Below are 15,338 nucleotides of genomic sequence, written 5' to 3' on the forward strand. Positions count from 1 at the left end.
CCTGCATCTCGCGCAGCGCGCGGGCGACGCGCTCGTCCTCCACCTCGGCGCCGTAATCGGGCAGGTCGAGATGGGCGAGCAGCCGGTCGAGGTCGACCGCGTCGGGGGACAGGCCGAGCCGGCCTACGGATTCGATCAGGCTCTCGATCGTCGGGCGGAGACGCTTGCGCGCCATGCGGTCACCTTCGGCAGAAGCGTCTCACGCAAACCCGGGTGCGGTCGGGGGCGTTCCGGATCCGATCCATGCGCCCGACGGCGGCGGCCGCCAAGCCGAGATCGTCATCGCGCGCGCCGCGAAGCCATCCGGGCGGCGCGCCGTCCGACAGCGGCGCTCACGGCTGCCGCGCGGCCTCGGCGAGCCAGCCGCAGAAGGCCCGCACCGCCGGGTCCTCCGCCCGGGGTTCCGGGACGTAGGCGTAGTAGCTCCGCGCCGGCAGGGCCGGCCCAGCGAAGGGCAGGGTCAGGCGCCCGGCCGCGACGTCGTCGGCGATCAGCCGCTCGGGCCCCATGGCGACGCCGAGCCCGTCCAGGGCGGCCTGAAGGGTCAGGTAGAAGTGTTCCAGCGTCACCGTGGCCCGCGGCGCCAGGTCCGGGACGCCCGCCGCCCGCAGCCAGTCGGGCCAGACCCGCGGCAGCGTCGCGGCGTGCAGGAGCGTGTGCTGCCGGAGATCCTCCGGCACCCGGAGCGGCAGCCGCCGCAGCAGGTCCGGGCTGCAGACGGGAATGCGCCGCTCGGACAGGAACGGCGCCGCGCGGTGGCCCGGGCGGCTGTCCGGGCCGCCCCGGATCGCCACGTCGAACGGCTCGGCCACGCTGGCGAGGGGCACGTTCGAGGTCGTCAGCCGCACCTCGATCGACGGGTTGGCCCGCTGGAAGCCCGACAGGCGCGGGATCAGCCAGCGCAGGGTGAAGGTGGCGAGCGCGTTCACGCGCAGCAGGCGCGGCCGGCCGCGCTCGGCCTGGCGCGCCGTCGCCAGGGCGATGCGGTCGAGGGCGGCGCCGATCTCGGTGGCGTAGGCGCTGCCCGCCTCGGTGAGGACCACGCGCCGGTTGTGGCGCTCGAACAGCGGCAGCCCGAGCCAGCCCTCCAGCGTCTGCACGTGCCGGCTGACCGCCCCGTGGGTGACCCGCAGCTCGTCCGCCGCGCGCGTGAAGCTGCCGTGCCGGGCGGCCGCCTCGAAGGCTTTCAGCGCGTTCAGCGGCGGCAAACGACGATGCACGGGTCAGGTTTCCTCACACGAGTGTCAGCATAAGTCGTTTGTCAGCGACGGACCAGGCGGCCATCCTGTGACGGAACCACGAAGGATGGCTGGATGTCCGTCGCGTCCGATCTGACCGCGTCTTCCGAACCCGTCTCCCTGCCGGACGCCCGGCGCACGCTGGTGGCCGCCGGGGTCAACCACGCCCTGCACGACGGCTACACGGACCTGATCTACGTGCTGCTGCCGGTCTGGCAGGCGGAGTTCGGCCTCGACTACGTCGCCCTGGCGTTCCTGCGCTCGCTCTACAACGGGGCGCTGGCGGCGCTGCAGATGCCGGCGAGCCGCCTCGCCCAGGCCTGGGGCGCCCGGACCGTGCTGGTACTCGGCACCGTGCTCAGCGCGGTCGGCTACGCGATCGCCGGCGCCTCGGGCGGGCTCGTCGGGCTCGGGATCGGGCTCCTGCTCGGCGGCGCCGGCAGCAGCACCCAGCATCCCCTGGCCTCGGCGGTGATCGCCCGGGCCTACGGGCCCGGCGCCCGCGGCCCCCTCGGCACCTACAATTTCACCGGCGATCTCGGGAAGGCGGCGGTCCCGCCCCTGGTCGGCCTGCTGCTGACCCTGACGGGCTGGCGGCACGCGCTCTGGGTGATCGCCGGCGTCGGGATCCTCGTCGCGCTCGCGGTCGCGCGCCTGTTGCCGCGTGAGCCGGCGTCACGCACCGGCGTCGCCGCGGCGAGGCCGGCACCCCACCGGGCCGCGACCGGGCCGGGGCGCGGCACGGGCTTCCGGCTGCTCGTCGCGATCGGCATGCTCGACAACGCCGCGCGCCCGGCCTTCCTGCTCTACCTGCCGTTCCTGCTGCAGGAGAAGGGCGCGGCCCTGACCACGGTGGGCCTCGCCCTGTCGCTGGTCTTCGTCGGCGGCGCGCTCGGCAAGGCGGTCTGCGGGCGCCTCGGCGAACACCTCGGCGTGACCCGGACCGTGATCCTCACCGAGACCGGGACGGCGCTGGCGATCCTGGCGGTGATCGGGCTGCCGCTGGCCCCCGGGCTGATCCTGCTGCCGCTGCTCGGGGTGATGCTGAACGGCACCTCGTCGGTCCTCTACGGGACCGTGCCGGAACTGGCCCCGGGCGGCCAGGTCGAGCGGGCCTTCGCGGTGTTCTACACCTGGACGCTCGGCGGCAGCGCGCTGGCGGCGCCGCTGCTCTACGGACGGCTCGGCGACGCCGCCGGCCCGCACTGGGCGGCCGCGGCGGCGGCCGGGACGGCGCTCGCCGTGGTGCCGCTGATGCTGGCCCTGGCGCCGCGCCTCGGGACGGAGCGTCAGCGGGCCTGAGGGGAGGTACGCGGTCGCGTCGCGGATCACGCGTCGCCGCGCGCGCAAGGACGGACAAGGACGGGAACGTCAGAGGCTGCCCAGGGTGCTGACCCGGACGGCCTCCGACCGGCCGTCCACCGCCACGTCCCGGATCTCCGCCGGCGCCACGCGGGCGGCCCGGTAGACCGTCTCCGACACCACGGCCACGCAGCCCAGGGTCTTGGTCAGGCCCTGCAGCCGGGACGCCACGTTGACGGTGTCGCCGAGCGCGGTGAAGCGGGCGTCGGTCGCGTCCCCCATCTCGCCGACGATCGCGGGGCCGGCATGGACGCCGACCCCGTAGCGCAGGATGTGCTCCAGATCCTCCGCCAGCAGCCGGTTCAGGGTCTCGACGGCGTCGGCGATGCCGTCGATCGCCCGCAGCGCGTCCCGGGCCGCCTGCTCGGGCTCGGTCTCCAGGCCGAACAGGGCCAGGAGCCCGTCGCCGAGGAACTGGTTGGTCGAGCCGCCGGCCTCACGGACGGCGTCGCCGACCGCGCCCAGGAAGCGGTTGATGATGAACACCGTGTCGTAGGGCAGGCGCTCCTCGGCGAGCCGGGTCGAGCCGCGCAGGTCGACGAACATCGCCACGATGAAGCGCTCCTCGCCGGACTGCGCCCGGTCGAGCAGGTCGGCCTGACGCATCCGCGGCTGCGGCGGCAGCAGCGGCACCACGGCCATGTCGGTCTCCGGCCGGAACTGGCAGGCGAGGCGCACCCCCGGACCGGCGGCGATGCGCTCCAGCACCGCCCGCTCCGTGCGGCCGGGCGCCGGCGCGCCGTCGCTGCCGTCCGTCACCCGGATCCGGCAGGTCGAGCACCGCCCGCGGCCGCCGCAGACGCTGGCATGGGGGATCCGGTTGCGCCGGCTCGCCTCCAGCACGCTCGTGCCGCGGGGCACCCGCACCACCCGCCCGTCCGGGTAGCTGAGCCGGATCGTGCCGCGCTTGATCTCGGCGAGCGTCCGCGCGCCGCGGGCCGCGATCACCGCGGCCACGAGGCCCGCGTAGGTCCCGAGCAGCCCGTCCCGGATCGCGGCGAGCCGCGCCACCTGGTCGGGCAGCCCGACATGGACCGGCTGGAGCGCCGCCGCGCGCCACGCCGGATCCTGCGCCAGGGTCAGGACCATCCGGCCGCCCTGCGCGAAGCCCAGCAGCGACAGGACCGGCACCAGCACCGCGAGCGCCAGCAGCCAGGGCGCCATGCGGTCGAAGCCGGGCTTCAGCCGCAGCCAGAAATACAGGCCCATGCAGCCGTGGATCCAGGCGACGACCAGGACCGTGACCTGCATCAGGCCGAGGATCGGCGAGGCGATCCAGAAGGCGTAGAGTTCCTGCGCGTAGCCCTTGTCGAGCCCCTCGGTGACGAAGGAGACCCGGGTCCCGACGATGTGGCTGATGAGCAGCGGCGGGATCAGCAGGCCCGAGACCAGCTGCAGGGTCTCGGACGGCCGCCAGTGGAAGAAGCGGGCCGCGTAGAGGGCCTGGAGCCCGAGCAGCAGGTGGACCACCAGGGCGCCGTAGAGCAGCGTCAGGCCGGCGGGGTTGAGCCAGACGGCCGTGACGAGGTCGAGGCCGTCCTCCATGGCGTCGAGGGAGACGTTGCCCAGGGCGTGGTTCAGCAGGTGGGTCAGCACGTAGCCGAACAGGATCAGGCCGCTGGCCAGCCGGAGGCGCCGCAGGGTCAGGCGGAGCCGCGCGGCGCGCGGGGCCGACCGGGGTGGCGCGCCCGACTCGGCGGACCGGAGCGTCGCGATCGAGGCTGTGCGCACCATGCTGGAGGTCCGAGGGGATCGGTTCTGGGCCCGCCATTCACGGCCCCTCGTACCAGTAAGACTTCCGCGGCGTCCGATTTATTTCTAATCGCCCGCGATCCGCGGGATCCCGGCGACACGGATCGCGCGGGCCGCCCGCGCCGGAGCCCCGATGCTGGACACCTTCTTCGCCCGCAGCGCCGCCGCGGTGGCCTTCGACCTGATCGGCGCGCGCCTCTTCGTCGGCGCGGCCGGCGGGGTCATCGTCGAGACGGAGGCCTACGACAGCACCGATCCGGCCTCCCACAGCTTCCGCGGCCCGACCCGGCGCAACGCCAGCATGTTCGGGCCGCCGGCCCACGCCTACGTGTACCGCTCCTACGGGATGCACTGGTGCCTGAACCTCGTCTGCGAGCCCGGCAGCGCCGTGCTGCTCCGGGCCCTCGCGCCGACCGAGGGGCTTCCCGCGATGCGGGCGCGCCGCGGCCTGGAGGATCCGCGCCTCCTCTGCGCCGGCCCCGGCCGCCTCTGCCAGGCCCTCGGCGTCACCGACGCGCTGGACGGGGCGCCCCTCGCGCGGGCGCCGTTCCGGTTCGAGCCCCGCGCCGCGGGTGATTCCGAGACCGTCGACGTGGTCAGCGACCGGCGCATCGGCATCACCCGCGGCGCCGAGACGCCGTGGCGCTTCCTGCTCGCCGGCTCCCGGTTCGTGAGCCGCCCGGCGCGGAAGGCCGCCGGGTGAGGGCGCCCGCCGCGCGCCGGTCGGGGGAGCCTTCGCAGCGGGGGCTCCCTCGGCTAGGACAGCGGGGCGCGCAGCCCTCCGGGCGCCTGCGGCGAGCCCGGGGGGACCATGGCGGCCAGGGATGAAGCGACGTGGCGGGTCGGCGTCCTGTTCTCCCGGAGCGGGGTGAGCGGCATCACCGAGACCGAGCATTTCCTCGGCACCGCCCTGGCGATCGAGGAGATCAACCGGGCCGGCGGCGTGCTCGGGCGGCCGATCGAGCCCGTCTGCTACGACCCCGCGGGCGACACCGACGCCTACCGCACCCTGGCCCGGCGGATGCTCGCCGAGGACGGGGTCGAGGTGGTGTTCGGCTGCTCGCTCTCGGCGAGCCGGAAATCGGTGCTCTCCACCGTGGAGCGGCACAACGGCCTGCTCTGGTACCCGTCGATCTACGAGGGCTTCGAGTACTCGGAGAACATCATCTACACCGGGGCGACCCTCAACCAGAACGTCTTCGCCCTGGCCGACTACCTGCTGCAGGAGCACGGCAGCCGGATCTTCCTGATCGGGTCCGACTACATCTACCCGCGGGAGTCGAACCGGGTCATGCGCGACCTGATCGAGGCGAAGGGCGGGACCATCGTGGGCGAGCTGTACGCGGCCCTCGACGCGGACGACGCGGCCCACGCCGCCATGATCGCGGCGATCCGCGACGCCGCCCCGGACGCGGTGTTCTCCACGGTGGTGGGGCGCGGCGCCGAGCGGCTCTACCGCGCCTACGCCGAATCCGGCATCGACCGCGCCCGCTGCCCGATCGCGAGCCTGACCCTGGCGGAGGGCCAGATCCGCGCGATCGGCCCCGCTCACTGCACCGGCCACGTCCTGGCGGCGCCGTATTTCGGCGCGCTGCCCGGCGAGGAGAACCGGCGCTTCGTCGCCGCCTTCCAGGCCCGGTTCGGGACCGAGCGCCCCACCAGCATGTGGTCGGAGACCGCCTACGCGCAGGTCCACCTCTTCGCCCGGGCGCTCGCGGAGGCCGGCACCCTCGACGCCGAGCGCCTGGGCGCGGCGGCCCTGCGGCAGCGCCTCGCGGCGCCGGAGGGCGAGCTGGCCTTCGACGGCGAGACGCGCCACATCTGGCTCACCCCCGGCATCGGCGTCGCCCGCGCGGACGGGCAGTTCGACGTGGTCTGGCGGGCGCGGCGGCCGGTGCGGCCCGACCCGTACCTCGCGTGGTCCCGGTTCGAGACGAACTGGCTGGAGGAGGGGCTCGCCGCGTGACCGCCCCCGCCCGCAAGATCCTGGACGACCTGCGGCGCGCCCGCGCCCTCGTCATCCATCCCCGGGACGAGGAGGCCGACGCGCTGCTGGAGCAGCTCCGCCGCCTCGGCTGCGCGGTTTCCCTGGCGTGGCCGCCGCCCGCCGCCCTGCCGGCCGACATCGACACGCTGTTCATCCAGCTCGACGACGCCCAGGTGATGCACCTGCTGCCGTCGATCGAGGCGATCGAGCCGGCGGTCATCGCCATCGTGGCCTACGAGAGCCCGACCTCGCTGAAGGCGATCGCCGACGTCAACGCCCACGGCGTGCTCAACAAGCCGCTCCACCCGCGGGGCGTGCTGACCCAGTTCGCCCTGGCCCGCTACCGGCGCGGCTACGAGGGGCGGCTCACCAGCAAGATCAACCGGCTGGAGGAGACCATGAAGGGCCGCCGCACCGTCGAGAAGGCGGTCCGGCTGCTCGTCGACCTGAACCGGATCGACGAGGACGCCGCCTACAAGATGCTCCGGGACCGGGCCACCGCCGCCCGCGTGCCGATGGCGAGCGTGGCCGAGAGCGTGGTCACGGCGCACGAGGCGATGAGCGGCCTCGGCCTGCGCATCGCGTTGGCGGAAAAGACCTGATCGCAGCAGCTTGCTGCATTTATGGTCTTGCGGTCTGTTTCGGGGTGCTTATCGTAGTCTAACCGGGCAAGGTTGCCCCGCAGCAGCAGTGCTGCATGACATCACGGCTTTGAAGCCTCTGGTTCGCGGATGTTTGTATCCGCGCCCAGGGGCTTTTTGCGTTTCGGAGCTTTCATGATCCAGGCGAACGGTCCTGTGCGCCCGCCGATACGGGTGTCGTGCATCCAGTTCGAGCCGAAATTCGGCGCGGTCGACGCGAATATGGCGCGCGCGTCGGACCTCGTCCGCGCGGCCGCCGCCGAGGGCAGCCGGCTGATCGTGCTGCCGGAACTCGCCAGCACCGGCTACGTGTTCGAATCCGCCGCGGAGGCCGCGGCCCTGGCCGAGCCGGTGCCGGACGGCCCGACGACCCGGGCCTGGGCGGCCCTCGCCGCGGAACTCGGCGTCCACATCGTGGCGGGGATCGCCGAATCCGCGGGCGAGATCCTGTACAACGCCGCCGTGATCGTCGGGCCGGGGGGCTATATCGGCACCTACCGCAAGGCGCATCTCTGGGACCAGGAGAACGTGTTCTTCGCCAGGGGCAACCTCGGCTTCCCGGTCTTCGACACCGCGCTCGGCAAGGTCGGCGTCGCCATCTGCTACGACGGCTGGTTTCCCGAGACCTTCCGGCGGCTGGCGCTCGCCGGCGCCGAGATCGTCTGCATCCCGACCAACTGGGTGCCGATGCCCGACCAGCCCGAGGGCGAGGCCGCCATGGCCAACACCCTGCACCGGGCCGCCGCCCACACGAACGGCATCTTCATCGCCTGCGCCGACCGGGTCGGCATCGAGCGCGGCCAGCCCTTCGAGGGGCAGAGCCTGATCATCGGCCCCAAGGGCTGGCCGCTCGCCGGCCCGGCGAGCCGGGACCGGACCGAGACCCTCTCGGCGCTGGTCGACCTCGACGCGGCAGGCCGCAAGGACCTGAACCGCTTCAACTCGCTCCTGCGCGACCGCCGCACCGACATCTACGGTTGAGCCGAGATCCTTACCCACCCCCGTCCGTCCCAAGGAGTTCGTTCATGGTGAAATGGTCCCTCGTCGGCGCCGCGGCGCTCGCCCTCGCCGCCACGGCCGCGCGGGCCGCTGACGGCAAGCCGATCGTCATCGGCATCCCGATCGGCCTGTCGGGCGCCAACAGCGTCGTCGCCCCCTCGGTGGTGCAGTCGGCCGAGCTCGCCGTGGAGGAGATCAACGCCAAGGGCGGCGTGCTCGGCCGCAAGCTCGTCCTGGAGGTGGCCGACGACGCCTCGGGGGCGGCCGGAGCCCAGAAGGCCTTCGACAGCCTGATCTACCAGAAGAAGGTCGACGTCCTGATCTCCATGGAGACGAGCGCGGCCCGCAACGCCGGCCTGCCCGCCGTGACCAAGGGGAAGGTGCCGTACATCTACACCTCGTTCTACGAGGGCCATTCCTGCAACAAGAACATGTTCGTGGACGCCTGGGTGCCGGAGCAGCAGGTGCCGCCGGTGGTGGACGCCTTCAAGGCGAAGGGCGCCAAGACCTACTTCCTGATCGGCAGCGACTACGCCTTCGGCCGCGGCATGCTGGGCTTCGCCAAGAGCTACGTCGAGAAGACCGGCGGCAAGGTGGTCGGCGAGGAGTACCTGCCGATGGACGGCAGCGACTGGACCGCGATCATCTCCAAGCTGAAGGAGGCCAAGCCCGACGCGCTGATCACCTCGACCGCGGGCGGTGCGCCGAACGTGACGCTGACCAAGCAGCTGCGCGGCGCGGGCGTGTCGCTGCCCTTCGCCAACCTCGCGCTGGACGAGGGCACCGCCAAGAGCATGGGTGCGGATGCCGAGGGCGTCTACCTCTCGGCCTCCTACGTCACCGGGATCGACAGCCCGGAGAACAAGGCCTTCCTGGCGGCGATGCAGAAGAAGTTCGGCGCGGAGCTGCGCACCCCGAACGACCTCTCGGTGCCGGAATACGAGGCGATCTACCTGTACAAGGCCGCCGTCGAGAAGGCGGGCGGGACCGAGACCGCCAAGGTGCTGGAGGCGCTGCCGACCGTGAGCTTCACCGGGCCGCGCGGCACGATCACCATGAGCAAGCAGCACCACGCGCCGCTGACCATGTATCTCGGCCAGATCCAGAAGGACGGTACCGTGAAGGTCGCCGGCACCTTCAGGGACGTCGATCCCGGCGAGCAGTGCCCGAAGCTGCAGTGAGGGGAGGGGCTGGGGGATCCGATGATCTCCTTCGCCCGCCGAGGCTGCCGGATCCACGCTTCTGTCCCCGCTACGCGGCTGCGAGATGAAGCGCGGGTCCCCTCTCCCGTGCGGGAGAGGGACAGGGTGAGGGATCGGGTCTTTCAGGACGACGCGCGCCCTGTCGCCGCGTCGACGGTGTGCTCGGTCCTGAACCTTCTCGACCCTCACCCCAGCCCTCTCCCGCACGGGAGAGGGGGCAGGTCGCACCCTGCCACCACCGCCGGTGTCCGCCGGAGATCCGTGATCACCGTAGCCTCCGCGGGGCAGGGGGCGCGTCGTCACCCGCCGCGTCCTCTGCCGTTCCCGCGCACCCGGAAACCCCGATGCTGCTCACCCTCGACATCCTGACCACGGCGGCGATCCTGTTCATCGTCTCGATCGGCCTCCTGGCGATCTTCGGCGTGCTCAAGATCATCAACTTCGCCCACGGGGCGTGGCTGACGGTCGGCGCCTACTGCGCGGTGGTGACCGCCAAGCTCGGGCTCAATCCATGGGCGGCGCTGCCGCTGGCCTTCGCGGTCGGCGCGGCGCTCGGCGGGCTGGCCGAGCACTTCATCATCCGCCCGCTCTACCGGCGGCCCCTCGACGCGATCCTCGCGACCTGGGGGCTCGGCATCGTGGTCGGGCAGCTCATCACCCTGGCCTTCGGCCGGGACGTCCAGCTCACCCCGAACCTCTACGCCGGCACCGTCGAGATCCTCGGCGTCGACTACTCCGCCTACCGCCTCGTCGCCCTCGGCATCGCGCTCGCGATCGGCACGCTGTTCGCGCTCACCATCGAGCGCACCCGGCTCGGCCTCTCGGCCCGGGCGGTGATCATGAACGAGACCCTGGCGCGCAGCCTCGGCATCGACACGGGGCGCGTGCGCCTCGTCGTGTTCATGCTCGGCGCCGGCTTCGCGGGGCTCGCGGGCGTCCTGCTGACGCCGCTCACCAGCGTCGACCCGAACATGGGCGTCTCCTGGCTGATCGGCGCCTTCATGCTGGTGATGGTCGCCGACGCCTCGTACCTGGCGCTCGCGGCGGCCTGCCTCGTCTTCGGGGCCGCGCAGGTTCTGATCAGCACCTTCGTGAGTCCGATCCTGGGCAGCATCGCCGTCGCGGTGCTCGCCGCCCTCGTGCTGCGGATCAGCCCGAAAGGTTTCTCCCGTGCTTGAGACCCTTCCCGTCGCCGAGCGCGCCGCCGCGGCGCCCCGCGGACGCCGCCTGTCCCGCGCCGCGCCCTTCGTGGTCGCGGCCCTCGCGGCGCTGGCCCTCTGGATCGCGCCGCTGTTCCTCGACACCTTCGCGGTCAACGTCCTGACCCGGTCGATGATTTACGCGGTCCTGGCGGTCACGGTCGACCTGCTCTGGGGCTTCGCCGGGATTTTGACCTTCGGGCAGGCGGCGTTCTTCGGCATCGGCGCCTACGCCACCGCGATGATTCTCACCGCCTACGGGGCGACGCCGCTGGGGATCGCCGCGGCGGTCGCGGCGGCGCTGGTCGCGCCGGCCCTGCTCGGCCTCGCGGTGGGCTGGCTGTCCTTCTACCACCGCTCGACCCCGCTCTACGCCTCGGTGATCTCGCTGGTCGTCCCGATCGTCGTGGTGCAGCTGATCTACGCGGGCGGCGAATGGACCGGCTCCAGCAGCGGCCTCGTCGGATTCGACGTGCTGCCCTTCGAGAGCGAGGGCTATTTCCGCCTGGCGGCCCTGTTCCTGATCGTCGTCACCCTGGCGGCCTGGATCCTGGTCCGGGCCGATGCGGGCCGCGCCCTCGTGGCGCTGCGGGACAACGAGGCGCGCTGCGCCTATCTCGGCCTCAACCCGCGGCGCCTGCAGATCCGGCTGACCGCGGCTCTGGCCGCCGTCGCGGGGATCGCGGGCTTCCTGTTCGCCAACGCCTCGGGCGTGGTCGCGCCCGAGAATGCCGGCTTCCTGTTCGGCACCGAGCTGGTGATCTGGGTGGCGCTCGGCGGCCGCGGCACGCTGCTCGGCCCGGTGCTCGGCACCATCGCCATCGACTACCTCGCGGCGAACCTGTCCGGCGACCTGCCGTTCCTCTGGCAGCTCCTCCTGGGCACGGCCTTCGTGGCCATCATCATCCTGCTGCCGGGCGGCCTCGCCGACCTCGTCGGCCGCCTCTGGCGGGCGCTGCCGGCGGGCCGGCGGGAACCCGCGCCGCCGCGCCTCGTCGCGCGGGCGGCCGATCCGGATGCGACCGTCTCCGCGACCCCCATCCTCACGGTCGAGAACCTCGCCAAGGCCTACGGCGCCCTGACGGTGCTGGAGGGCATCGACCTGGAGATCCGGGCGGGCGAGCTCGTCAGCCTCGTCGGGCCCAACGGCGCCGGCAAGACCACGCTGATGCGCTGCCTCAGCGACGGCACCGAGCCCTTCACGGGGGCGATCGCCATCGGCGGCACCCCGATCACCGGGCTGACGCCGAACCGCATCGTCGGCCTCGGGGTCGGGCGCAAGTTCCAGGTGGCGAGCGTGTTCGAGAGCCTGTCGGTGGCCGATTGCCTCCGGCTCGCCCGGGCATCCCATGACGGCCTGAGCCCGGTCGGGCAGGCGGAGACGCTGGGCCTGCCGCAGGCGGCCCTCGACGTCCTGCGCATGACCGGCCTCGACCGCCTGCTGACCCGGCCGACCCGCCTCCTGTCCCACGGCCAGAAGCAGGCGCTCGAACTCGCCATGGTGGTGGCGCTGGAGCCGCGGCTGATCCTGCTGGACGAGCCCACCGCCGGCCTGACCAAGGCCGAGCGCACCACCATCGGGACCGTGCTCAAGGCGCTCACCGCCGGGGGAAGGATCGCCGCCGTGCTGGTCGAGCACGACCTCGACTTCGTGCGCGAGATCTCCTCGCGGATCGTGGTGCTGCACCAGGGCCGCCTCGTTCTCGACGGCACGGTGGAGGACGTCGTCGGCTCCGAGCTGGTCCGGACCATCTATTCGGGAGGTGCCCATGGCTGAGGCAGCGGCTGAGGCAGTGCGGCGGAGCGAGCCGGCGGGCGCCGCCCTCGCCCTGGAGGGGGTGTCGAGCGGCTACGGCGCGGTCTCGATCGTGAAGGGCGTGTCCCTGTCGGTGGCGCCGGGGGAGATCGTGGCGCTGCTGGGCAAGAACGGCATGGGCAAGACCACGCTGCTCAAGACCATCCTGGGCATGGTCGCCCTGCGGGGCGGCGCGATCACCGTCGGGGGACAGGCGCTCGCCGGCCTGTCGCCCGCCCGGCTCGTGGCGCTCGGCGTCGGCTACGCGCCGCAGGAGCAGCCCCTGTTCCAGGACCTGTCGATCCGCGACAACCTGCGCCTCGCGGTCCCCTCCGACCGGATGCTGCCGGAGGCGCTGGAGCGGCTGTTCGGTCATTTCCCGTTCCTGAAGGACCGGCTGGCCCAGCGGGCCGGCACCCTCTCGGGGGGCGAGCAGAAGATGCTGATCCTCGGGCGCGCCCTGATGCTGCGCCCGCGCCTGCTCCTCATCGACGAGATCTCCGAGGGCGTGCAGCCCTCCATGGTCGAGCGCCTGCGCGGCGTGCTCGACGCCGAGCGGGCGGCGGGCGTGTCCATGCTGGTGGTGGAGCAGCACGTCGCCTTCGCGCTGGCGCTGGCCGACCGCTACGCCGTCCTCAAGCTCGGCGAGATCGTCGACAGCGGCCCCGCCAAGGCGCCGGACGCGCAGGCGCGCGTCATCGGCCATCTGGCGGTGTGAGCCATGAGCGAACTCAACACCTTCTCGATCGCCGCCCGCTGCCCGCGGACCGGGCAGCTCGGCGTCGCGGTGGCGAGCGCCGTCCCGGCGGTGGGCGGGCTCTGCCCCTACATCCGCGCCGGGATCGGGGCCGTCACCACCCAGTCCTGGGTGAACCCCTACCTCGCCGCCCGCATCCTCGACGGGCTGGCCGGCGGGCTGGGCCCCGACGCCGCCCTGGCGGCGGCGCTCGCCACCGACGACCGGCCGGACCTGCGCCAGCTCGGCCTCGTCGATGCGCGCGGGACCGGCGCGGCCTGGACCGGCGCCGGCTGCACGGACGCCGCCGGACACCGCACCGGGGCCGGCTACGCCGTGCAGGGCAACATGCTCGCCGGGACCGGCGTGATCGACGCCATGGCGGAGGCCTTCGCGGGGAGCGCCGCCTGCGACCTCGACGAGCGGCTCATGCGGGCGCTGGAAGCCGGCGATGCGGCCGGCGGCGACAAGCGCGGCAAGCAATCGGCGGCCCTCAGGATCGTCGCCGGCGAGGATTACCCGCTCCTCGACCTGCGGGTCGACGAGCATGCCGAGCCCGTCGCCGAGCTGCGCCGCGTCCTGGCGGTGGCCCGCCGGCAGCTCGTGCCGTTCGTGGCCGGCATGCCCCGGAAGGACGGTCCGGCGGGCGCCCTGCCGGACGACGTCGTGGCGATGCTCCTGAAAGCGCCCGCCGAGCGGCCGGGCGCTGCGGCCGATGGCGGGGCCGCCGATGCGCCCGATCTCCTGCGCGACGTCATCGGCCTGCGCCAGGAGCCCGGGCGGGTCGCGCACCTGCTGAGGCAGTTCGCGCCGGTGCTCGCCGAGATCGCCCGGCTCCGCGACCTCGACCTCGCGGACATCCATCCGCCGGTCGTCTTCGATCCGACCTTGCCGTACCGCCGGGGGCCCCATGACGACCGCCGTGACTGACGCCCTCTGGCCGTTGCCGATCACCGAGCTCGCGCGGATGATCGCGGCGCGGGAGCTGTCGAGCGCCGACCTCGTCGGCGCCAGCCTCGACCGGATCGCGCGCCTCGACGGCGCCCTGAACAGCTTCGTCCATCTCTCGTCCGCGGCCCTCGACGCCGCGCGCGCGGCCGATGCCGAGATCGCCCGGACGGGCCCGCGGGGCCCGCTGCACGGCATCCCGATCGCCATCAAGGACAACTACACGACGGCCGACATGCCGACCCGAGCGGGTACCGCCGTGGAGGCCCTGACCTTCCCGGCGGCCGACAGCCACGCGGTGGCGCGGCTGCGGGCGGCCGGCGCGGTGATCCTCGGCAAGCTGCGCATGCACGAATTCGCCTGGGGCATGGTCACGCCGCCGACCCGCAATCCCTGGGATCTCGACCGGGTGCCCGGCGGCTCCAGCGGCGGCTCCGGCGCCGCGGTCGCGGCCCGGCTCTGCCCGGCCGCCCTCGGCTCGGACACGGGCGGCTCGATCCGGATCCCGGCCGCCCTGTGCGGGGTCGTCGGCCTCAAGCCGACCTACGGCCGGGTCGGCCGGTCGGGGATCGTCCCGCATTCCTGGTCCCTCGACCATGCCGGGCCGCTGACCCTGACGGTGGCCGATTCCGCCCTGATGCTGCAGGCGCTCGCCGGCCCGGATGCCGGCGATCCCGCCGCCAGCGCGGCGCCGGTCCCCGACTACACGGCCGGGCTGGACCGGCCGATCCGGGGCCTGCGGGTCGCGGTGATCCGCAACCACTTCTTCGACGCGGTCGACGAGGACGTCGCCGCCGCAATCGAGGGGGCGCTCCGCTTCCTCGCCGACCGGGGCTGCACGGTCCGCGACGTCGCGGTGCCGTCCCTGCGCCACGGCCTCGGGGCCATCTACGCCATCGAGCTCGCCTCCTCGACCGCCTATCACGGCCGCAGCCTCGCCCAGGGGCACGTGGCGGGCTTCGCGGCCGACGTCCGCGACCTCGTGGAGATGGGCCGGCTCGTGACCGGGCCGGACTACCTGCGCGCCGAGCAGGCGCGGGCCCTGATCATGGCCGAGATGGCCGGCGTCCTGGCCGAGGCCGATGTGATCGTCGGCCCGGCCTCGCCGCTGACCGCGTGGCGGACGGACGAGTCCGCGGTGTCGCTCGGCGGGCGCGCGGAGAGCGTGCTGGCGGCCTCCTGGCGTCTGACCTACCCGTTCAACCTCGCGGGCCTGCCCGCCATCGCGCTGCCCTGCGGCTTCGACCGGCGCGGCCTGCCGATCAGCCTCCAGATCGCCGCCCGGCCCTTCGCCGAGGCCGAGATCCTGCGCGTCGCCCACCAGTACGAGCGGGCGCACGACTGGTGGTCCCGGGTGCCGCCCCTGGCCGGCTGACGCGCCGCCCGGTCCCGCGCAGCTGAGCGGGACCGGGGCGGTCGATTGTACGCAACCAATACCGCATCTAATCGTGCGGATCCGCGTGATTTACCGATCGATGC

General features: G+C 73.3%; 14 protein-coding genes (1 of these 14 only partly in view). 11 read left to right on the forward strand and 3 right to left on the reverse strand.

The genetic code is table 11. The features are described from left to right. Positions 1–175: the beginning of a helicase-related protein gene (locus BKE41_RS23060; protein ID WP_071000149.1), read on the reverse strand. Its footprint begins 1,970 nt before the window's first position; only the first 175 of its 2,145 coding nucleotides appear in the window; it begins with the start codon at positions 173–175; its stop codon lies off the left edge, out of view. Between the two features lie 157 nt (positions 176–332). Further along, positions 333–1,220, reverse strand: coding sequence for a transcriptional regulator GcvA (gene gcvA, locus BKE41_RS23065; protein ID WP_012321335.1), 888 nt, complete (start codon positions 1,218–1,220; stop codon positions 333–335). A 93-nt stretch (positions 1,221–1,313) separates the two neighbouring features. Between gcvA and BKE41_RS23070 the strand changes: the two genes are divergently transcribed. Further along, complete coding sequence (locus BKE41_RS23070; protein WP_029361423.1) at positions 1,314–2,540, forward strand: MFS transporter; 1,227 nt, start codon at positions 1,314–1,316, stop codon at positions 2,538–2,540. Between the two features lie 69 nt (positions 2,541–2,609). Here the strand turns inward: BKE41_RS23070 and BKE41_RS23075 are convergent, their stop codons facing one another. After that, positions 2,610–4,334, reverse strand: a complete 1,725-nt coding sequence (locus BKE41_RS23075) for an adenylate/guanylate cyclase domain-containing protein (protein WP_107645314.1) — start codon at positions 4,332–4,334, stop codon at positions 2,610–2,612. A gap of 151 nt (positions 4,335–4,485) precedes the next feature. Between BKE41_RS23075 and BKE41_RS23080 the strand changes: the two genes are divergently transcribed. The 10 genes from BKE41_RS23080 (at position 4,486) to BKE41_RS23125 (ending at position 15,234) form a co-directional block, all read left to right on the forward strand. Beyond that, on the forward strand, positions 4,486–5,055 hold the full coding sequence (locus tag BKE41_RS23080; RefSeq protein WP_012321338.1) for a DNA-3-methyladenine glycosylase: 570 nt from the start codon (positions 4,486–4,488) through the stop codon (positions 5,053–5,055). Positions 5,056–5,163: 108 nt separating this feature from the next. After that, the gene (locus BKE41_RS23085) at positions 5,164–6,318 is read left to right on the forward strand and encodes a transporter substrate-binding domain-containing protein (protein ID WP_012321339.1); all 1,155 of its coding nucleotides are present in this window, start codon (positions 5,164–5,166) and stop codon (positions 6,316–6,318) included. After that, positions 6,315–6,941, forward strand: a complete 627-nt coding sequence (locus BKE41_RS23090; RefSeq protein ID WP_012321340.1) for an ANTAR domain-containing protein — start codon at positions 6,315–6,317, stop codon at positions 6,939–6,941. Before BKE41_RS23085 ends, BKE41_RS23090 begins: the two co-directional genes overlap by 4 nt. Positions 6,942–7,115: 174 nt before the next feature. Beyond that, a complete protein-coding gene (locus BKE41_RS23095) occupies positions 7,116–7,961 on the forward strand; it encodes a nitrilase family protein (protein ID WP_071000150.1) in 846 nt (281 codons plus the stop codon). Positions 7,962–8,005: 44 nt separating this feature from the next. After that, complete coding sequence (locus BKE41_RS23100) at positions 8,006–9,160, forward strand: substrate-binding protein (RefSeq protein ID WP_012321342.1); 1,155 nt, start codon at positions 8,006–8,008, stop codon at positions 9,158–9,160. 365 nt (positions 9,161–9,525) lie between these two features. Continuing rightward, entirely contained in the window at positions 9,526–10,359 is an 834-nt protein-coding gene (locus BKE41_RS23105) for a branched-chain amino acid ABC transporter permease (protein ID WP_012321343.1), read from the forward strand. After that, positions 10,352–12,157, forward strand: coding sequence for an ATP-binding cassette domain-containing protein (locus BKE41_RS23110; RefSeq protein ID WP_071000151.1), 1,806 nt, complete (start codon positions 10,352–10,354; stop codon positions 12,155–12,157). Before BKE41_RS23105 ends, BKE41_RS23110 begins: the two co-directional genes overlap by 8 nt. Further along, the gene (locus BKE41_RS23115; protein WP_071000152.1) at positions 12,150–12,893 is read left to right on the forward strand and encodes an ABC transporter ATP-binding protein; all 744 of its coding nucleotides are present in this window, start codon (positions 12,150–12,152) and stop codon (positions 12,891–12,893) included. The genes BKE41_RS23110 and BKE41_RS23115 overlap by 8 nt, the downstream gene beginning before the upstream one ends. Before the next feature lie 3 nt (positions 12,894–12,896). After that, positions 12,897–13,841, forward strand: a complete 945-nt coding sequence (locus BKE41_RS23120) for a DUF1028 domain-containing protein (protein WP_063111412.1) — start codon at positions 12,897–12,899, stop codon at positions 13,839–13,841. Then, positions 13,834–15,234: an amidase gene (locus BKE41_RS23125; protein ID WP_245295829.1), complete on the forward strand. Its 1,401-nt coding sequence runs from the start codon at positions 13,834–13,836 to the stop codon at positions 15,232–15,234. The genes BKE41_RS23120 and BKE41_RS23125 overlap by 8 nt, the downstream gene beginning before the upstream one ends. Positions 15,235–15,338: the final 104 nt, after the last annotated feature.

The organism is Methylobacterium sp. C1 (assembly GCF_001854385.1).
In the GTDB taxonomy this organism is placed as follows: Bacteria; Pseudomonadota; Alphaproteobacteria; order Rhizobiales; family Beijerinckiaceae; genus Methylobacterium; species Methylobacterium radiotolerans.